The sequence below is a fragment of the Stenotrophomonas sp. OVS01A genome, from assembly GCF_019969775.1.
GTDB classification, from domain to species: domain Bacteria; phylum Pseudomonadota; class Gammaproteobacteria; order Xanthomonadales; family Xanthomonadaceae; genus Stenotrophomonas; species Stenotrophomonas indicatrix.
The window spans coordinates 170,031-189,577 of record NZ_JAHXYV010000002.1 but is presented as its reverse complement, the minus strand read 5'-3'; the positions used below and the strand labels follow the sequence as shown (position 1 = coordinate 189,577).

Sequence of the window (19,547 nt, the reverse complement as noted above, 5' to 3'; positions counted from 1 at the left end):
TGGCGTCAACACCAACGAAAAAGGCCGCGGCACTGCCGCGGCCTTTCTGCATCCAGCGATGAAGAACGCCTCAGCCGTTCGGAATCAGCGTGTCGATCAGATGCTCGACATACGCTTCAAAATCCTCGCGCGCCTGCTTGGGCTGCTGCAGCTGCAACGACAACTGCAGGAAGCCGACATAGGCGGCGTAGGCCAGGCGTGCGCGATGGCGCGCATCGGTCGAGCTCAGGCCCGCCTGGCGGAACGAGGCAATCAGGTAATCGAGCCGTCGCTGCGACACGCGGTCGATCACCGGCCGCACCATCGGATGGTCCAGCGCCTTCAGCAGCTCGCTGTAGATGATGTGCGGCTGCACTTCGTGCGCCACCATCTGGAACAGCTGGCGCAGGCGCACGCGCGGATCCGGCACGTCTTCCAGGCTGCCGAACACCTGTTCCTGCTCGAACAGTTCCCAGCGTTCCAGTGCGGCCTGCAGCAGCGCATCACGCGATGGGAAGTGCCAGTAGAAGCTGCCCTTGGTCACGCCAAGGCGGCGCGCCAGCGGCTCCACCGCGACGGCGCTCACACCTTGCTCGGCAATCAGATCGAGGGCCGCCTGGGCCCAGTCTTCGGCACTCAGGCGGCCGTTGCGGCCGGCACGCGGTTCGCCGGCGGAAGCGTCAGGTTGATTCATGTGCTGATTTAACCATACGCCGGGGTTCGTTGCAGTACGCGGTTGCGGCCGAAACCGTCGGCAGCCGGGCCGAGAGGCATTTCCGCAGCAAACCATACCCTGCAGTATTGACATCCCGCCGAACCCATCCATACTAGCAAGTATGGTTATGTCCCCTACTCCCGCTGCATTCCATGACCTGCGCCTGGAGGCCGCCCACGGTGCCTCGCTGACGGCAACCGCCAGTACCTCGGGCCGTCGCGGGCGCGTACTGTTCGCGCATGGATTTGGCCAGACCCGCCATGCCTGGACGACGACGGCCAAGGCGTTGTCGGCAGCCGGCCTGCAGACCCTGGCTTACGACGCCCGGGGTCACGGCGATTCCGACTGGAATGCGGCCGATCTGGCGTACCACGGCGAGCAGTTCGCCGATGACCTGATCGTGCTGGCCGGCGAACAACCGCGACCGCCGGTGCTGGTGGCTGCCTCGATGGGCGGCCTGTTCGGCCTGCTGGCCGAATCACGCTGGCCGGGCCTGTTCTCGGCCATGGTGCTGGTGGATATCACCCCGCGCTGGGATACCGCTGGCGTCGAGCGCATCCTCGCCTTCATGACCGCGCATCCGGAAGGATTCGCCTCGCTGTCGCAGGCTGCCGATGTGATTTCGGCCTATGTGCCGCATCGCCCGCGCAAGTCCGAAGACTCGCTGCGCGCCCTGCTGCGCGAAGATGGCCACGGTCGCTGGCGCTGGCACTGGGACCCGCGTCTGGTGGCCGAACTGGCCCGTGACAGCGAGCAGCACCAGGACGCACTGGCCGAAGCCGCGCGCCAGGTGAAGTGCCCCCTGCTGCTGGTCAGCGGTGGCCGCAGCGACCTGGTCACCCCGCAGACGGTGGCCGAATTCCTGGCATTGGCGCCACACGCACGCCACGTACAGTTGCCGCAGGCCACGCACATGGTCGCCGGTGATGACAACGACGCCTTTACCGCTACTGTGTTGGACTATCTGGACGTGTTGCCCGCAGCGGATGCTGCAGCTTCGTCCGCCATAAACGAGCACGTCACCGGAGCACGCTCATGAGCCTCGTCATTCCCTTCCTCGCCCTGCTGCTGGCAGGCGCGTTCGTCGCCTACCACCGCATGCGCCTGCTGACCTGGACGCTGATCAGCGTGGCCCTGCTGGTGGCCTGCTGGTTCATCCCCTACGTCAACCAGACCGCCACGATCGTCGCTGCCGCGATACTGGCCGTGATCGTCGTGCCGCTGCTGCTGCCGTTCATCCGCAAGCCGCTGCTGACCGGCCCGATGATGAAGGTGTTCCGCAAGGTGCTGCCGCCGCTGTCGCAGACCGAGCGCATCGCCCTGGAAACCGGCTCGGTCGGCTTCGAAGGCGAACTGTTCACCGGTGATCCGGACTGGAACATCCTGCTGAATTACCCCAAGCCGCAGCTGACCGCTGAAGAACAGGCCTTCCTCGATGGCCCGGTCGAACAGCTGTGCACGATGGTCAACGACTGGGAAATCACCCACGTCCATGCCGACCTGCCGCCGGAACTGTGGGCCTTCATCAAGAAGAACAAGTTCTTCGGCATGATCATTCCGAAGGAATACGGCGGCCTGGGCTTCTCCGCGCTGGCCCACCACAAGGTGATCCAGAAGCTGGCCTCGGTGTCTTCGGTGGTCAGTTCCACCGTCGGCGTGCCCAACTCGCTGGGCCCGGGTGAACTGCTGGTGCATTACGGCACCCAGGAACAGAAGGACCAGTACCTGCCGCGTCTGGCCGATGGCCGCGAAGTGCCCTGCTTCGGCCTGACCGGTCCGTTCGCCGGCTCCGATGCGACCTCCATTCCCGACTACGGCATCGTCTGCAAGGGCGAGTGGAACGGCGAGCAGGTGCTCGGCGTCAAGCTGACCTTCGACAAGCGCTACATCACCCTGGCGCCGGTCGCCTCGCTGATCGGCCTGGCCTTCCGCATGTACGATCCGGATGGCCTGATCGGCCAGACCCGCGATATCGGCATCACCCTGGGCCTGCTGCCGCGCGAGACCGCCGGCGTCGAGATCGGCCGTCGCCACTTCCCGCTGAACTCGACGTTCCAGAACGGCCCGATCCGCGGCAAGGACGTGTTCATTCCGCTGACCCAGCTGATCGGTGGCGCTGCGATGGCCGGCAAGGGCTGGAACATGCTCAACGAGTGCCTGGCCGTGGGTCGTTCGATCACCCTGCCTTCCACCGCCAGCGGCGGTGCCAAGGCGGGTGCCGCGGTCACCGGCGCCTATGCGCGCATCCGCAAGCAGTTCGGCCTGTCGGTCGGCCGCTTCGAAGGCGTGGAAGAAGCGCTGGCCCGCATCGGTGGCAAGGCGTACAAGATCAGCGCGCTGTCCCAAGCCACCGCCGCTGCTGTGGACCGCGGTGACGTGCCGTCGGTGCCGTCGGCGATCGCCAAGTACCACTGCACCAACATGAGCCGCGAAGTGATCTCGGACATGATGGACGTGATCGGCGGCAAGGGCATCATCCTGGGGCCGCGCAACTTCGCCGGCCGCAGCTGGCAGGCCGCGCCGATCGCCATCACGGTGGAAGGCGCCAACATCATGACCCGCAGCCTGCTGATCTTCGGCCAGGGTGCGATCCTCTGCCACCCGTGGGTGCTGAAGGAAATGAAGGCCGCGCAGGACCCCGACACCCGTGCGGGCCTGCAGGACTTCGACCGCAGCCTGTTCGGCCACATCCGCTACGGCATCTCCAACGCCGTTCGTTCGTTCTGGTTCGGCCTGACCGGCGCACGCTTCGGCGCTGCCCCGGGCGACGCCTACACCCGCCGGTACTTCCGCAAGCTGGACCGTTACTCGGCCAACCTGGCGCTGATGGCCGACATCTCGATGATGACGCTCGGCGGCAAGCTGAAGTTCAAGGAATCGCTGTCCGGCCGTCTGGGCGACGTGCTGAGCCATGTCTACATGACCAGCGCCATGCTCAAGCGCTACCACGACGAAGGCGCGCCGCAGGCGGACCAGCCGCTGCTGGCCTGGGCCTTCCATGACAGCGTGCACAAGATCGAGGAATCGCTGTCGGCTGCCCTGCGCAACTTCCCGATCCGTCCGATCGGCTGGTTGATGTGGGCACTGATCTTCCCGCTGGGCCGTCGTGCCGAGGCCCCCGGCGACCGCCTGAGCCGTCGCGTGGCTGCGCTGCTGATGGCCCCGAACGAAGCCCGCGACCGCCTCGCCAGCGGCGTGTTCCTGACCCCGTGCGAGAACAACCCCGGTGGCCGCATCAACAGCTACCTGAGCAAGGCGATCATGGCCGAGCCGGTGGAGCGCAAGTTCCTGAAGGCGCTGAAGAGCAAGGGCATCGAGGCGCTGGACTTCAACAGCCAGCTCGACGAGGCCGTGGCCGAAGGCGTGATCACCCAGGACGAGCGCAGCCTGCTGGAAGAGCTGCGTACGCTGACCTTGGACACCATCACCGTGGACGACTTCGACACCCACGAACTGCGCGCGGCCAGCTACTACGACCGCCAGAACAAGGACCCGCACTCGCAGGCGGCCTGATCGCCCGCGACACGCGTTGCCTCGACGGCGGGCCTGGCCCGCCGTCGCTTTGTCCGCCAACCGGAAACCGCCATGTCCACGCCCCTGCTTTCGCTCTACCACCGCCTGCAGCGCTGGCCTGCCGGTACCTGGCTGTTCTCGCGCGCGGTGTGCTTCAAGGCGCCCTATTTCGCCAGCATCGCCCCGCGCATCACGCGCCTGGAGAACGGCCGCTGCGAGGGCACGCTGGCCGACCGCCGCAGGGTGCGCAACCACATCGGCACGGTGCACGCGATCGCAATGTGCAACCTGGCCGAACTGACCGCCGGGCTGATGGTCGATGCGTCGCTGCCCAAGGGCATGCGCTGGATCCCGAAGGGCATGCAGGTGCAGTACCTGGCCAAGGCGCGCGGTACGCTGCAGGCGACGGCATTGCCGGCGCAGCCGATCGTGGTGGCGACCGAAGGCTATGCGTTGCCGGTGACGGTGAGTGTCCGCGACCGCGGGGGGACGGAGGTGTTCAGCGCGGTCATCGACATGTGGGTGTCGCCGGCGAAGTGATGTTGCCGCGAACGGCGCAGCCCCTCGTGGGTGGATGCTGAAAAGCGGTTCATCGGTTGGGCCGGAGGGGTGGGATGCCCAGGGGACGCCGTGAATACGTCCCTGTAGGCTCGGGCGCGCCATCCATGGCGCTTACGCCCCTGCGCATCCCACCCCTCCGGCCTCTGACAGATCGCTGCGGCGTCCATCCACGCAAGAGAAAAAGAAGAGCAAAAGCAAAAAAGCGGCCCGGCGGCCGCTTTTTTCATGCGCGCAGAACCCACGAGCGCAGCGACCCGCTGTTGCTCTTGATCTTCTTTTCTTCTCCGTGGGCTGGCCGCGCACGGAACCTGTCAAGGGTGGGACGGGTGGGCCGTGCAGGGGCGTTGGCGCCATGGATGGCGCCATCGAGCTTACAAGGACGTACTTGCAGCGTCCCCTGCACGGCCCACCCGTCCCACCAAACACATGAACTGCTCTACGCGACCAACCCACGAGGGGCTGTGCCGTTGGCCGGAAATCACGCCAGTGCGCGAAACACCAACGCCAGGATCGCCGGCACCGCCTGGATCATGAAGATGCGCCGGCTCACGCTGTAGGCGCCATAGCACCCCGCCACCACCACGCACACCAGCGAGAACGTCACCAGCACCGGCTGCGCCAGCACCAGCCCCACCACGATGCCCGCCGCCAGGAAGCCGTTGTACAGGCCCTGGTTGGCCGCCAGCACGCGCGTGGTCTCCGCCTTCTCCGGTGAATTGCGGAACGTCTTCAGGCCCAGCGGCCGGGTCCACAGGAACATCTCCAGCACCAGAAAATACAGGTGCAGCAGGGCGACCAGCAGGGTCAGGGCGAGCGCGATCCAGTACATGGGCAGTTCCTTGGACAGGGATGGAGAATGGGGTCGGATCCCTTTCCCTGCGGGAAAGGGATCCGACCCCGGAAAATCAGCGGTCGCGCGGCAGCTTCTTCTCTTCGCGCAGCACACCGAACGCCGCCAGGGTCATCAAGCCGGCGACGGCTACACCACCGATGAACACCACGTGCGAACCGAACAACGACAGCCCCTTGTGCAGCCAGGCGAAGGTCAGGTCGGCGCCGCGGTACACCACCGTGTCGATCGCCGCGCCGGCCTTGTAGCGCCACTGCCGGTCCACGCGGGTGTAGATGGTTTCGCGGGCAGGCTTGGCCAGGGCGAACTCGCTGGCGCGGGTCATCACCTGCACCACCGCCACCATCAGCGGCATCGGCGATGCGGCCAGCACCGAGAAGCCGATCAGGATCGCAAAACCGGGAATCAGCAACGCCGGGGCGATGCCGTGGCGCGACAGCAGCCAGCGGGTCAGCCCGAGCTGCATCAACAGCGCCAGCGCGTTCACCGCCAGGTCGATGCGCGAAAAGAAGGCTGTGGCAGCGCCTGCATCGTTGAACGAGGCACGCACGATGCTGGCCTGCTGGTTGTACAGCAAGGTGCCGACACCCACGCCGAACACCACCATGATCGCCAGCCAGCGCAGCAGGGGCTCGCGCACGATCAGCTTCAGGCCATCGAGCACGCTGCCGCCCATCGGCTGCTCACCCGACACCAGCTGCTGCTCACGCTCGCGCAGCACCGCCCAGTGGCGCAGGCGCCAGATGCACAACAGGCACACGACCAGGAAGCCGGCCGAAACCAGCATCAGGTTGGCGATGCCCACCCGCTGCACCAGCGCACTGGTGATGATCGGGCCGAGGAAGGCGCCAACAGTGCCGGCCGCGCCGATGTAGCCGTAGTAGGCCCGCGCCTGCGCATTGGAGAACACATCGGCCATGAAGCTCCAGAACACCGCGACCGCAAACAGGTTGAACACGGTGATCCAGAAGAAGAACGCCATGCCCCGCCCCGGTACGCCGCTGTCGAACAGTGCGTAGAAGCCCAGCAGGGTGGCGATGAAGAAGCCGTACACCGCCGGCAGGAACACCCGCCGCGGGAAGCGGCTGACCAGCCAGCCATAGACCGGCTGCAGCACCAGCATGATCACGAACACGCAGGAGAACAGGAACTGCAGGACGAAGTCCTTCAGGGCGATGCCATGGCTGGCGAACCAAGCGATCAACGCCGCCGGGAACACCGTCTCCAGGTCGGCCGAAGCGGCCATCGCCTCGCGTACCGGCCGCAGCACGTAGTAGCCGCTGAGCAGGCAGAAGAAGTACAGGAACGACCACCACAGCGCCGGCGACTCGCGCAGCGCGGCCAGCAGGCCCTTCAGTGCCCCGCTCTCCCGCGCCGCGCTCACGCGGCTCCCCTCGCCCGCAAACGGCGGTTGGACAGCGGCATGGCAGGCTCCGGGGGCAGTGAAGCGCGTACGTTATCCAATGCACTGCAACATCGCCAGCGCAGGCGGCGCCGATGGCTGCAACGCAGTGTCACGGACCGGCCCGGCAGACACCTTGTGATACACGCTTTTCTGGCGTCAAAAATCCAACTTTTTCAACGAGATGCGCATTCATCTTCGCTTTGTTTGTGCACAGGCGAAAAGCGGCGCTAGAATCATCCCCAGCAGTCGCGCACGGGTTCCAACCGATGAAAAAGAACAGCCTGCGTCGTCCGATCCGTTCGGCGGCCACCGGTTTGCTGGGCATGTTGATGCCCCTTGCCTTGTCCACCACCGCGCAGACCCCGCCGGCGTTGCCGCCGATGCCGACCAACATCGAAACCGCTGCCGGTGGCGCCGTCGCCCACACCCAGCCTGCGGCCTACCGCACCGGGCTGGTGTCGCAGGTGCAGTTGCCCGCTGCCGGTTTCAACGTCGCCAACATCGAATCGATGGCGCAGCAGCTCACCTATGGCGAGCGCGTGCCGGGCATGGCAGTAGCCATCGTGCAGGGCGGCCGCGTGCTCAGCGCGCGCGGCTACGGTGTCACCGACGTCAACAACCCGTTGCCGGTCGATGCCCACACCGTGTTCCGCCTGGCGTCGCTCTCCAAGGCCTTCGCCGGCACCATGGCCGGCCTGCTGGTCAACGATGGCACCCTGCGCTGGGACAGCAAGGTCACCGACTACGTGCCGGGCTTCCGCCTGAACTCGCCGGAGGCCACCGACCGCCTGACCGTGGCCGATGTACTCAGCCACCGCGTCGGTCTGCCGTACAACGCCTATGACCGCGACATCGAAGGCAATGCCGAGTACTACGCGCTCACCCAGAAGCTGGCCAACACCAGCCTGAAGTGCCTGCCGGGCGACTGCTACGCCTACCAGAACGTGGCCTTCAGCCTGATCGGCGACGTCGTGTATGCCGCCTCCGGCAGCTTCTACGAGCAGTCGGTCGAACGCCGCATCTTCAAGCCGCTCGGCATGAACGATGCCAGCCTCGGCCTGGCCGGCATCCAGGCCAGCTCGCGCTGGGCGCGCCCGCACGTGCGCAGCCGCAATGGCTGGGTATCGCTGACGCCGAAGCCGACCTATTACCGCGTCGCCCCTGCTGCCGGCGTCAACGCCAGTGCCAGTGACATGGCGCAGTGGCTGTTGGCCCATACCGGCCACCGTCCGGACGTGCTGCCGGCGCCGCTGCTGGCCACGCTGCACTCCAGCCTGATCAACACACCGGGCGAGATGCGTTCGGGCTGGCGCCGCGAACGCCTGCACTCGGCCGGCTACGCGCTGGGCTGGCGCACCTTCGACTACGCCGGTCACGATGTCGTGTTCCATGCCGGCGCGGTGCAGGGCTACCGTGGCCTTGTTGCACTGGTGCCCGAGCGCGACCTCGGCATCGCCATCATGTGGAACGGCGAAAGCGGCCTGCCCAGCGGCCTGCTGCCGACCGTGCTCGACGCAGCCCTCGGCCTGCCGTCGCAGCGTTGGCTGGACGTGGACACCGACTTCGGCAGCGACAACCTGATGGCCGAGGGCGCCACCCCGGCACAGCAGGACAAGCGCAAGGGCAAGGGCGCTTCGGGCAACCGCGCGGTGGCCTCGCCGCGCTGAGCTGGCTAGCTCGACCGTAAACAGAAGGGCGGCCTACGGGTCGCCCTTTTCGCTTGTTTACGCAGCGCTGAGCATCCCTGCCTTCACCGTTTCGTAGAATCAGGCGCGCCCGGGATGCTAGTGGGCGAAGTAGTGCATTCCGCCATCCACCGGAATCACCGCCCCGGTGATGTACCCCGCCAACGGCGACGCCAGGAACGCAACCAGGTGCGCCACCTCCTCTGGTTCGCCGAAACGCCCCATCGGGATGTTGCGGGCGATGAACTCACGCCGGCTCTCTTCGGTGGGATGCAGCCGATCCAGGATCTGCGCGCTGTTGATCCGCCCCGGCGCGATCGAGTTGATGGTGATGCCCTCGCCCGCCACATCGCAGGACAGCCCCTTGCTCCACAGATGCAGCGCCGCCTTCGCCGGGCTCGCGGCATTCACCGCACGCGGCTCCATCGACCCGCTGAGGTTGATCACACGCCCCCAGCCATTGGCCCGCATCGACGGCAGCAACGCCTGCGTCAGCCGTCGTGCCGCCGAGAAGTTCAGTGCCATCGCCTCGTCCCACACCTCGTCTGCTGCGGCCACCCCGGCCAACCGTGCGCCACCGGCCGCGTTGACCAGGATGTCCACGTGCTGCAGCGCCTGCAGCGAAGCGCTGGCGATGCGCTGCACATCGTCGGCGTCGGTCAGATCGCCCACCAACACGACGGGTACCGGTCCACCCGCCGCCTCGATCGCGGCCGCCACCGATTGCAACGGCGCCTGCCGCCGCGCGGTGATCGCCACGCGCACACCCTGCGTCGCCAGTACCCGCGCAACACTTGCGCCGATGCCACTGCCTGCGCCGGTGACCAGCGCGGTACGTCCTTCAAGATCCAGTTTCATGTGTTGCCCTGCCAGTTCTGCCGGCCCATCTGGCCGTGCGGACATGCTCTTTGAACACCCTCGATTGATAAACTCCGGCGAGGTTTCAACATTCAGAACCCGGGGTGTCAGATGAACCTGTTGGAGAGCATGCAGGTCTATGTGCTGGCCGTGGAAAAGGGCAGCCTGAGTGCCGCGGCATCGGCACTGGACATCTCCGCGACGATGGCCGGCAAGCACCTGCGCGCCCTGGAAGAACGGCTGGGCATGCAGCTGTTGAACCGCACGACCCGTCGGCAGCACATGACCGCTTTCGGTGAGGCCTACTACGGCCGCTGCAAAGAGATCCTGCGCCTGGTGGAGGAAACCGATGCGCAGGCCCAGCATCACCACCTGGCACCGGCGGGCACGCTGCGGATCAGTGCACCGGTGATCTTCGGCACGCATGCGCTGGTGCCGGCACTGTCGACCTACATGGACCGCTACCCCGAGGTCAGTGTCGAACTGGTCCTGACCGATCGCGTGGTCGAACTGGCCGATGAGGGGTTCGAGGCCGCCATCCGCATCGGCACGCTGGCCGACGCCACGCATCTCGTAGCGCGTCCGCTCAGCGCCTACCGGCTGACCCTGTGTGCATCGCCGGCCTATCTCGCACGGCATGGCACGCCGCACAACGCGCAGGAGCTGCAGCAGCATCAATGCCTGTCTCTGGATCCGGCTGCGCTGTCGCACTGGCTGGGCAACGAAGTGGCATTGCCAGCGCCGCCTTCGGGACGGTTGCAGATCAACAACGGCGAAGCGTTGCGACTGGCCGCGCTGCAGGGCCAGGGCATCATCCTGCAGTCGAGCCTGCTGCTGGCAGCAGACATCGATGCGGGTAGCCTGGTCCCGTTGCTGCCGGAACATGGCCGGCACGGTCGGCCCATGCACGTGGTCTATCCGCACGACCGGTATCACTCCACCCGGCTGCGCAGCTTCGTGGATTTCCTGGTCGAGCGGTTTCCCTGCGACGCAGCGGGTGAACGCAGCTGGCCAGGCGCAGGCAGCCCATAAAAAAACCCCCTCCCCGCTGGGCAGTCGGGGAAGGGGTCTCAGGGTACGGCTATCGGGAAGTACTTAGATCAGCGGTGCCGGAGTTGCCGGAAGGGCCACCGGAGCGGCCTTCTTCTTGCGGGCGGCCGGCTTGCGCTTGGCAACCTTCTTGGCAGCCTTCTTCGGGGCAGCCTTCTTGGTCGCCTTCTTCGCAGTCTTCTTCACTGCCTTCTTGGCGGTCTTCTTTGTCGCCTTCTTCACTGCCTTCTTGGCGACCTTCTTGGCCGGCTTGCGGGCAGTGGTCTTCTTGGCGGCTTTCTTGGCAGTCTTCTTGGTGGCCTTCTTGGCTACCTTCTTGACGGCCTTCTTCGCGGTCTTCTTTACGGCCTTCTTGGCAGCGGACTTCTTGGCTACCTTCTTCGCAGCCTTCTTCACTGTCTTCTTCGCCGTGGCCTTCTTGGCGACCTTCTTGGCAGCCTTCTTCACTGCCTTCTTGGCGGTCGCCTTCTTCGCGACCTTCTTCACTGCCTTCTTGGCAGCGGCCTTCTTGGCGACCTTCTTCACCGCTTTCTTGGCGGCGGGCTTTTTCTTCGCAGCTTTCTTGGTTGCCATGGTGATGGCTCCTCGTCAGTGATAGGGAGTTGAAACGCCCAGGTGGATCAAACCCGCCCATGCTGCGTGCGGGGACCGCCGGCGCGTCGGGCGCGCCGTTACGGATGCGGTGATGCCCGCCACGATCGGCGGAGCAGGCATCGGAACAGGGGTCGCCTTGCATTTCTCCGGGGGAAGCGGAGCCATGTCCACCGTCTTGAGGATCGCGGTGGTCTTCGAGGGGCTGCTTCGCATCGGACGATTGATTCTGCGCACTCGGTTTGGCAGGCAAGGTCTGCTGAGGCGAAACCTAATCACGGTTTTTTTTACTGTCAACAACCCCCGCGAAAAATTTTCACATCCGCCGCGTCCCGGAAGCCCTTCCCGCGCCTGCCGATGTTCCTCCGCGAGCGCCGGCAAACACTGCATCGCGCATCGTCGCTGCCATCAACTGCGCACGAACAGCGAAGAAAAAACACTTGAAATAAGCACTCTGCGTCATGTAGGGGCCTGAAGCAGAACGCTACGCGGCGGCGCGGCCATGCATGGCAGCGCACGCGCCAACGCCAGCACAACGGACCTGCAACAAGGCCAAAAACTTTTCACATCCGGGCGCGCCGCCGCGGGGGTGGAAACGCGGATTTGCGCAAAACTGCGCACGCCTTTTGGCCGCGCTCAACACCGACTGATGCCATGGCGATGGCATGCGGCGAACCGGCCGGCATAAGTTCGAAGCCTCCTCCAAAACGAAAACGGCCACCCGAGGGTGGCCGTTTTCGTACCGGGGAAACGACGACTCAGTGCTCTTCGTCTTCCAGGCCTTCGGCGTACGCGTCCGGGTCCAGCAGCTCGTTGAGCTCGTCGCTGTTGGACACTTCGACGACGAACATCCAGCCATCGCCGTAGGCGTCTTCGTTGATGGTTTCCGGCTTGTCGGCCAGTGCCGAGTTGACCTCGACGATGGTGCCGCTGATCGGGCTGTAGACGTCGGAGGCGGCCTTCACCGACTCGACGACCGCGATCTGCTCGTTGGCCTTGGCGGTCGCGCCGACTTCGGGCAGCTCGACGTAGACCAGGTCACCCAGCAGGCCCTGGGCGTGGTCGGAAATACCGACGGTCACGCGGCCATTGCCTTCGACACGGGCCCACTCATGGGACTTGAGGAACTTGAGGTCGCCGGGGATCTCGCTCATGGGACTGCTCCAGAGATATGCAGGGGGTGGAAAAAACGGGGCTAGTGTAACCAACCGGCCGCCACTGCTGGCAGTGACGACCGGCATGTTTGGATCAGGCGTCGCCAAGCACGCCGGGCTGGGCCTGGCCTTCGCGCACGAACGGGAACTTGACCACCCGCACCGGCACCTGACGGCCGCGGATGTCGACGGTGACCTGACCGAGTTCACCGGCCGGCACGCGCGCGAATGCGATGCCCTTGGCCAGGGTCGGCGAGAAGGTGCCGGACAGGATCTCGCCCTGGCCGCTGGCAGTGGTGACCGCCTGGCCATGGCGCAGCACGCCCTTCTCATCCATCACCAGGCCGATCATCTGACGTGCGTTGCCAGCCGCCTTCTGCGCCTCCAGCACGTCGCGGCCGATGAAGTCGCGACCCTCGTCCAACGACACCGTCCAGGCCAGCGCCGCTTCGTAGGGGCTGATCGCTTCGTCCATGTCCTGGCCGTACAGATTCATGCCGGCTTCCAGGCGCAGGGTATCGCGCGCGCCAAGACCGGCCGGCTTCACGCCGGCAGCAAGCAGGCGGTTCCAGAACGCGACCACGGCATCCTGCGGCAGCAGGATCTCGAAACCGTCTTCGCCGGTGTAGCCGGTGCGGGCGACGAACAGTTCAACGCCGTCGTCGGACTGCACCTGCAGCGCGGCGAAACGGCCGAGCTTGCCAAGCGACTCACGGTCGGCTTCGCGGGCCAGGCCGATGACGATGTCGCGCGCCTGCGGCCCCTGCACGGCGAGGATCGCCAGGTCCGGACGCTGTTCGACCGAGACGTTGAACGGCGCAGCCTGCTCGCGCAGCCACGCCAGATCCTTCTCGCGGGTGGAGGCGTTGACCACCATGCGGAAGAAGTCCTCGCCCAGGTAATAGACGATCAGGTCGTCGATGACGCCGCCCTGCGGATTCAGCATGCACGAGTACAACGCCTTGCCGGTGGCCTTGAGCTTGTCGACCGAGTTGGCCAGCAGGCGGCGCAGGAACGGCTTGACCTGGTCGCCGCGCAGGTCGACCACGGTCATGTGGCTGACGTCGAACATGCCCGACTCACGACGCACCAGGTGGTGCTCGTCCAGCTGCGAGCCGTAGTGGATGGGCATGTCCCAACCCCCGAAATCGACCATCTTGGCGCCAAGGGCGCGGTGGGTATCGTTGAGCAGCGTCTTCTGGGTCATGACCGGGTCCGGCAGCAGGAAACAAGAACGCGCATTATCCCAGATCGGTCGGCCGCAGGTCGCGCCGCAGCGCAGCGGGGGGATGTTGGCCGGCCTGCGGCCGGCGGGCGCTTTCTACAAGCCAGGGCGCAAAGCGCAAAGCCGAAGCGTGTCGGCTCTGGGTTCTCTCGGCTTGGTCGGAGCAGCGTGGGCACGCGGGGGACGCCGTGAACCCATCCCTGGGGGCTTGGCCGCCGCATCCATGCGGCGGACACCCCCGCGCGCCCACGCTGCCCCTCCCTTCCGGAGTTCCCGGTGACGGGACGGAAGGCAAGAGCGGTTGTGGATGTCGATACATATATGGAGAGAAGGGTCGGAGCCCTTTCCTGCGGAAAGGGATCCGACCCCGGCCAGACAGAGCGCAGCGACCGGCGTTTGCTTCCCGCCTTTGATTTCTTTTCCGTGGTCTGGAAGCACACGGAAACTGTCGGAGGTCGGGCGGGTTGGATTCGCGGGGGTGTCCGCGGCATGGATGCCGCGGCCAAGCCCCCAGGGATGGGTTCACGGCGTCCCCCGCGAACCCAACCCGCCCGACCCAACAAACAGACCCCGACGCATCAAGCGGCCAATTCACGAGGGGCTGCGCCGTTGGCTTGAAACCCTAGGCGACCGCCTCGACCACCAGCGCACTGCCCTGCACCGCCACCACCCGCACCAGCGTGCCGGCCGGCAGCTCCGGCCCACTCACCTGCCACGACGCGTCGTCGATGCTGACCCTGCCCTGCCCGGCAACGATGGCCTGCTGCAAGGGCACCACCCGCCCGACCAGTTGTTCAGCGCGGCGGTTCAGCAGCGGCGCGTCGCTCTGCCGCGCACGCGGCTTGCCCCAGTGCCGGTAGCACTGGATGGACAGCACGCTCAGCACCACGAAAGCGACCACCTGCCACAGCACCGGGATATCGGCGAACACCGCTACCAGCGCGAACACCGCCGCCGCACCGATGCCGATCCACAGCATGAACGCGCCGGGCGCCAGCGCTTCGGCGGCGAACAGCAGCAAGGCCAACGCACCCCAGGCAACGACTTCCCAGCGCATGTCAGCCTCCGATCGGTGGCGGCCGCTTTGCCGGCGGCCGGGTTTCCTGGTTGGACAGGGCCTGCTTGGCCAGCTCGGCCACGCCGGCGATCGAACCAATCACTCCGCTGGCCTCCATCGGCATCAGCACCAGCTTCTGGTTCGGCGACGTGGCCAGTTCCTTGAACGCTTCCACATACTTCTGGGCGATGAAGTAGTTGATGGCCTGGACGTCGCCGTCGGCGATCGCCGCCGACACCACCTGGGTCGCCTTGGCTTCGGCTTCGGCCAGGCGCTCGCGTGCTTCGGCGTCGCGGAATGCGGCCTCGCGCCGCCCCTCCGCCTCCAGCACCGTAGCCTGCTTCTCGCCTTCGGCACGCAGGATCTCGGACTGCCGCGAACCTTCCGCCTCGAGGATCTGCGCGCGCTTCTCGCGCTCGGCCTTCATCTGCCGTGCCATCGCATCGAGCAGGTCGCGCGGCGGCTGGATGTCGCGGATCTCGATGCGGTTGACCTTCACGCCCCACGGGTTGGTCGCATGATCGACCACGCTGAGCAGCTTGGCGTTGATCACCTCGCGCTGGCTGAGCGATTCATCCAGGTCCATCGAGCCGATCACGGTACGGATGTTGGTCTGCACCAGGGCGATCATCGCCACTTCCAGCACCGATACCTCGTAGGCGGCCTTGGCCGCGTCCAGTACCTGGAAGAACACCACGCCATCGACGCGCACGGCGGCGTTGTCCTTGGTGATCACTTCCTGGCCAGGCACGTCCAGCACCTGTTCCATCATGTTCACCTTGCGCCCCACCCCGTAGACGATCGGGATCAGGAAATGCAGGCCGGGCGACATGGTGTGGGTGTAACGGCCGAACCGCTCGACGGTCCATTCATAGCCCTGTGGCACCATCCGCACTGCCTTGAACAGGATGACCACGGCCACGAAGGCCAGCACCGCGCTGAAGAACATGGTCGGGAACATCGCGCTTTCCTTATGGGAGACGTCCGGAGCCCAGCATAGCGCGTGGATGCAGGCGATGCGGGTACCGCACGTTCCAGCCGAAAGCAGCCGAGCGTGGCCCGGCGCTGCAGGATGAACCCGCTCAGATCCGGGTCGTGGCCAGGAAGCGCTCGCGGTCCTGCTGGGTCTGCCGGCGGATCTCGGCCAGCGCCTGGCTTTCGGTCGCCTCCAGCATCGCCTCGAACAGGCGCTGGAAGTGATGGCGCATCGCATTGCGTGCAGCGACGGGATCGCGCGCGCGCAGCCCCTCGAAGATCGCCATGTGCTCGTCGGCGCGGCTGGCACCATCGTCATGGCACACCCGTGCGTAGACCTCGGTCACCCGCGGCAGCTCGCTGCGCATGCGCCAGATCTGCTGCACGAAATACTCGACCACCGGGTTGCCCGACAGGCGGGCGATGGCCAGGTGGAAGCGGCGGTCGTAGTCGCCGGCCTCTTCATCGGTAAGGTCACGCCGGCACAGCGCTTCAGCCAGCACCTGCAGCTCGGCGATGCCGGCCTCATCGATATTGCTTGCCGCCAGCGCTGCAGCTTCCGCTTCGAACACGGCACGCGCCGCGGTCAGGTCGAAGGCGCTGATATCGGGCAGCCCACCGGCAGCCTGGGCCGGGCGCGGCTTCACATAGACGCCCGAACCGATACGGATCGCGATCCAGCCCTGCGCTTCCAAGGCGATTTCCGCCTCACGGATGGTGACCCGGCTGACGCCGAAGCGTTCGGCAAGTTCACGTTCGCCCGGCAGGCGCGAACCCGACGGATATTCGCCATCCTCGATCAGCTTGCGGAGCTTGGCGGCGATGGTCTGGTAGAGACGGTTGGCGGACATGCGGCTGACCCTTGGCGGTTCCCTCCGGGCCCGTCCCCGGCCACCGGGCACGGTGCGGGTCCGGTTGGAGCGACGGCGCGACCATTGGCCGCGCCGCCCTGTTCAGAACTTGTATCGTACACCGAAATACGCGCGCCGCCCGTAGCTCACCACCTCGCGGAAATTCCCGTAAAGCGGCTGGTACGCCACGCGTGGCTCGTCGGTCAGGTTCATCAGTTCCAGCGACAGCGACAGCTGCTTGTTCACCCGGTAACGCAGGCGCAGGTCGACGCTGGTGTTGTCATCGTAGTAGCGATTCTGCTGCGCCGTGTTGCCGGTGAAGTCCTGGTAATAGTGCGAACGGAACTTGCCGATGGCCTGGATGTTGAAGCGGCCCACATCCCAGTAGAGGGAACCGGACAGCACATGCCGCGAGAAGCCGCTCAGGCCGGCCGGCGGAACGATGGCCGGAATGATCGATCCATCGGCGGCCAACTGCTCGCCCAACCGCGAATCCTGCGTCTGGTAGTCGGCGTCGGCATAGTTGTAGCTGACCTTGAAGCCGAGGCCATCGAACGGCTTGGGCAGGTACGAGAACCGGTGGGTAGCACTGAGCTCGATACCGGTCAGGGTGCTGTCTTCATCGGTGGTCACCTGCTGGCGCACCGGCACGGTCACCGTCTGTCCGTTGAGGGTGTAGGTCTCCGGCACCAGCGCGGTGGCGGTGCCGCCGTTGAACTGCTTCCAGTACACCGCACCGGCCAGCAGCGTGTCCGGGTTCGCATACCACTCAAGCGAGACATCGCCGTTCCAGGACATAAGCGGCTGCGCAGCCGGATTGCCGCTGGCACTGATGTCGTCCAGCGCGTCGGCCAGGCCGGTATAGGTGGCATCGCTGCTGACATTGATGGTTCGCCCGGCACCGAGTGCGGCGATATCCGGGCGTGACATCGCTCGGTACGCGCCAACCCGCAGCAACAGGTCCGGCTTCAGCTCGAACGCGGCATTCAGGCTTGGCAGCAGCTTGTCGTTGCCCGCCTTGAACACCTGGGTGGTGAAATCACCAGTGGGTTGCAGGCGGATCGTGCCGTCGCCGTTGTCGATGACCGCCAGGTCGGTGCGCACGCCTTCCGAACGCACGTCGGTCTTGACCCAGCGCAGGCCGACATTGCCGGTGACCGGCAGGCCGAACAACGTGCTGCTGAATTCACCCATCAGGTACAGCGCGCGGGTTTTCTCGGTCACATCGACGTTGTTCGGGTCCTGGAAGTCCGGGTCCAGGCCACTGTCGCTGGTGCCGCGGAAGGATGCGTAGAGGCAGCTCGGATCGAAGTACGCCCACGAGGAGATCGTATTGCCGCTGGCCGCATCCATGAAATCGTCCTGCGGGAACGGTGCACGGCAGGCACGGTTGGCGGCAATGATCTTCGCCTTGTCGGCCGCTACGCGCTGGTCGTAGTCGGTCACCAGGGTGTTGTCGCGCAGGCGGTAGTCGGCCTGGCTGGCGCGCACGCCGCCCTTGATGCGGGTGAAGAAACCGGACTCGGGCATGAAGCTGGCATCGAAGCGGCCGGCCTTGATCTTGTGGTCGTTCTCGGTCGCGCTGGAGGTCACCCGCGCCGCGCCGGTGTAGGCGTCCCAGTTGTTCGGGTCGAAGTTCGGCGCCAGCGCCACGCTCGGCACCTCGCCATGCCAGTCCCAGTCGTAGTCGACATAGCCGGTGGCGCCGCTGCTGATACCCGGCACGATGGCGTTGTTGACGTCGCGCTGGTTGGCGCGCAGCCGGGTCATGCGCTCGCTGTCCAGGCGGTTGGTATGCGAATAGGAAAGATCGGTGGACAGCTCCCAGGCCGGGCTCGGACGCAGGATCAGGTTCAGGCCACCACCGGTGTACTCCTCGCCGCGCCAATAGCGGTTGGAGGTTGAATCGATGGAGGTGCTGCCATGCAGGTGACGGACGATGCCGTCCTCGTCCACGTCACGCTGGGTGATGCCGCGACGTGCGTTGGACAGGCTCAGGTCGCTGCGGTTCTCGTCCCAGTTGCGCTCGGTATGTTCGAAATCGAGGTTGACCTCGACCACGTCGTTGGGCCGCCATTGGATCGCCGCGAATTCGCTCTGGCGGTCATTGCGTTCCTGCTTCAGGCGATAGATGCGGCTGCTCGGCACCAGGTAGTACGGCGCGCCGTTGGCGATGGCCTGGGCGCTGACTTCATTGCAGTTGGCATTGGCCACGTTCTGCCTGCCATCGCAGGCATACCAGGTGGAGCCGCTGGTGATGCTCTCCTCCGGATCGGTGCCCTCCAGCCGCTGGATGCCCAGCGAGATGCCGAGCTTCTGGCCGTTGCCGAATTCGAACTGGTCGATGTAGCTGGCGGTACCGCGATACCCGATGCCATCGTCGTCGCGGTACTTCTTGTCATACTCGGCCCAGCTGCCGCGCAGATCGATCTGCGCCGAGCGCTTGCCGTACTCCAGCGGCTTGACCGTTTCCAGCCCGATGGTCCCGGCGACACCGCCTTCGATGATGTCGGCACGCTGGGTCTTGTAGATCGCCACCGTATTGATCAGCTCGGCCGGGAACATGTTGAAGTTCACCGAGCGGTCGCCGCTGCCGTTGGTGATCTCGCGGCCGTTGAAGTTGGTGCTGCTGAGGAAGGCGCCGAGACCACGGATCGAGATTTCCGACGCGCCGGTCTTGTCGCGGGTCGAGGCGGCACCGGTCAGCGTTTCGATCGCATCGGCCAGCGATGGCGCGGGCAGGTCGCCGATGTCATCGGCCGACAACACATCGGCGATCACCGTGTCGTCGCGCTTCTTGTTGATCGAGCTCTGCATCGATTCGCGGATACCGGTGACCTGGACCTGGTCCAGGGTGGTGGCGTCCTGCCCGGAACCGCTACCGGCAGACTGCGCCTGCACGGCCGGTGAAGCCGCCAGCGCAGCGAGCAGTGCCACGATCAGCGGTGTGGGTGACAACGGTGTACGACGTACAACTCCGGCTGGTTGCCGCATGGTTTTCCTCCTCCCAAAGGATCGCCCGGACGGTAGGCGTGGGACGCAGCTTCGACACGCCGACGCAGAAATGTCAACCAACTG

General features: G+C 65.8%; 17 protein-coding genes. 6 read left to right on the top strand and 11 right to left on the bottom strand.

The features are described from left to right. Positions 1–70 precede the first annotated feature (70 nt). Entirely contained in the window at positions 71–673 is a 603-nt protein-coding gene (locus LC407_RS09735) for a TetR/AcrR family transcriptional regulator (RefSeq protein WP_223482745.1), read from the bottom strand. A gap of 142 nt (positions 674–815) precedes the next feature. On the opposite strand from LC407_RS09735, the gene LC407_RS09730 reads away from it, so the two are divergent. The 3 genes from LC407_RS09730 (at position 816) to LC407_RS09720 (ending at position 4,747) form a co-directional block, all read left to right on the top strand. After that, a complete protein-coding gene (locus tag LC407_RS09730; RefSeq protein ID WP_032974951.1) occupies positions 816–1,733 on the top strand; it encodes an alpha/beta hydrolase in 918 nt (305 codons plus the stop codon). Next, the gene (locus LC407_RS09725) at positions 1,730–4,207 is read left to right on the top strand and encodes an acyl-CoA dehydrogenase (protein ID WP_025877803.1); all 2,478 of its coding nucleotides are present in this window, start codon (positions 1,730–1,732) and stop codon (positions 4,205–4,207) included. Before LC407_RS09730 ends, LC407_RS09725 begins: the two co-directional genes overlap by 4 nt. A 72-nt stretch (positions 4,208–4,279) precedes the next feature. Beyond that, complete coding sequence (locus LC407_RS09720; protein WP_154880955.1) at positions 4,280–4,747, top strand: hotdog fold domain-containing protein; 468 nt, start codon at positions 4,280–4,282, stop codon at positions 4,745–4,747. Between the two features lie 499 nt (positions 4,748–5,246). Here the strand turns inward: LC407_RS09720 and LC407_RS09715 are convergent, their stop codons facing one another. Together LC407_RS09715 and LC407_RS09710 are read right to left on the bottom strand one after the other, a co-directional pair. Then, a complete protein-coding gene (locus LC407_RS09715) occupies positions 5,247–5,597 on the bottom strand; it encodes a DUF1304 domain-containing protein (protein WP_025877799.1) in 351 nt (116 codons plus the stop codon). A 76-nt stretch (positions 5,598–5,673) separates the two neighbouring features. Next, positions 5,674–7,002: an MFS transporter gene (locus tag LC407_RS09710; protein ID WP_025877797.1), complete on the bottom strand. Its 1,329-nt coding sequence runs from the start codon at positions 7,000–7,002 to the stop codon at positions 5,674–5,676. Positions 7,003–7,289: 287 nt separating this feature from the next. Between LC407_RS09710 and LC407_RS09705 the strand changes: the two genes are divergently transcribed. Continuing rightward, positions 7,290–8,690 carry a serine hydrolase domain-containing protein gene (locus LC407_RS09705; protein WP_223482744.1) on the top strand — a complete coding sequence of 467 codons (1,401 nt, stop codon included), beginning with the start codon at positions 7,290–7,292 and terminating at the stop codon, positions 8,688–8,690. A 117-nt stretch (positions 8,691–8,807) separates the two neighbouring features. Here LC407_RS09705 and LC407_RS09700 read toward each other — a convergent pair whose 3' ends face one another. Continuing rightward, complete coding sequence (locus LC407_RS09700; RefSeq protein WP_134832961.1) at positions 8,808–9,566, bottom strand: SDR family oxidoreductase; 759 nt, start codon at positions 9,564–9,566, stop codon at positions 8,808–8,810. Positions 9,567–9,677: 111 nt separating this feature from the next. On the opposite strand from LC407_RS09700, the gene LC407_RS09695 reads away from it, so the two are divergent. Beyond that, on the top strand, positions 9,678–10,598 hold the full coding sequence (locus LC407_RS09695; RefSeq protein ID WP_223482743.1) for a LysR family transcriptional regulator: 921 nt from the start codon (positions 9,678–9,680) through the stop codon (positions 10,596–10,598). A 63-nt stretch (positions 10,599–10,661) separates the two neighbouring features. Here LC407_RS09695 and LC407_RS09690 read toward each other — a convergent pair whose 3' ends face one another. Next, positions 10,662–11,189, bottom strand: coding sequence for a hypothetical protein (locus LC407_RS09690; protein WP_025877789.1), 528 nt, complete (start codon positions 11,187–11,189; stop codon positions 10,662–10,664). Positions 11,190–11,301: 112 nt separating this feature from the next. Here LC407_RS09690 and LC407_RS09685 point away from each other — a divergent pair, with 112 nt between their 5' ends. After that, positions 11,302–11,682 (top strand): hypothetical protein, encoded by a 381-nt coding sequence (locus tag LC407_RS09685; protein ID WP_133119355.1) that lies wholly within the window; start codon positions 11,302–11,304, stop codon positions 11,680–11,682. Between the two features lie 283 nt (positions 11,683–11,965). On the opposite strand, the gene gcvH is transcribed toward LC407_RS09685, so the two are convergent. The 6 genes from gcvH to LC407_RS09655 form a co-directional block, all read right to left on the bottom strand. After that, on the bottom strand, positions 11,966–12,361 hold the full coding sequence (gcvH, locus tag LC407_RS09680) for a glycine cleavage system protein GcvH (protein ID WP_025877788.1): 396 nt from the start codon (positions 12,359–12,361) through the stop codon (positions 11,966–11,968). A 94-nt stretch (positions 12,362–12,455) separates the two neighbouring features. After that, complete coding sequence (gcvT, locus tag LC407_RS09675) at positions 12,456–13,568, bottom strand: glycine cleavage system aminomethyltransferase GcvT (protein WP_223482742.1); 1,113 nt, start codon at positions 13,566–13,568, stop codon at positions 12,456–12,458. Positions 13,569–14,208: 640 nt separating this feature from the next. Beyond that, positions 14,209–14,643, bottom strand: coding sequence for an NfeD family protein (locus LC407_RS09670; RefSeq protein WP_025877784.1), 435 nt, complete (start codon positions 14,641–14,643; stop codon positions 14,209–14,211). Position 14,644: 1 nt separating this feature from the next. Continuing rightward, positions 14,645–15,604 (bottom strand): SPFH domain-containing protein, encoded by a 960-nt coding sequence (locus LC407_RS09665; protein WP_025877782.1) that lies wholly within the window; start codon positions 15,602–15,604, stop codon positions 14,645–14,647. Between the two features lie 121 nt (positions 15,605–15,725). Continuing rightward, a complete protein-coding gene (locus tag LC407_RS09660) occupies positions 15,726–16,469 on the bottom strand; it encodes a FadR/GntR family transcriptional regulator (protein ID WP_025877780.1) in 744 nt (247 codons plus the stop codon). Between the two features lie 102 nt (positions 16,470–16,571). Beyond that, positions 16,572–19,463 (bottom strand): TonB-dependent receptor, encoded by a 2,892-nt coding sequence (locus LC407_RS09655; RefSeq protein WP_100436803.1) that lies wholly within the window; start codon positions 19,461–19,463, stop codon positions 16,572–16,574. Between the last annotated feature and the right edge of the window lie 84 nt (positions 19,464–19,547).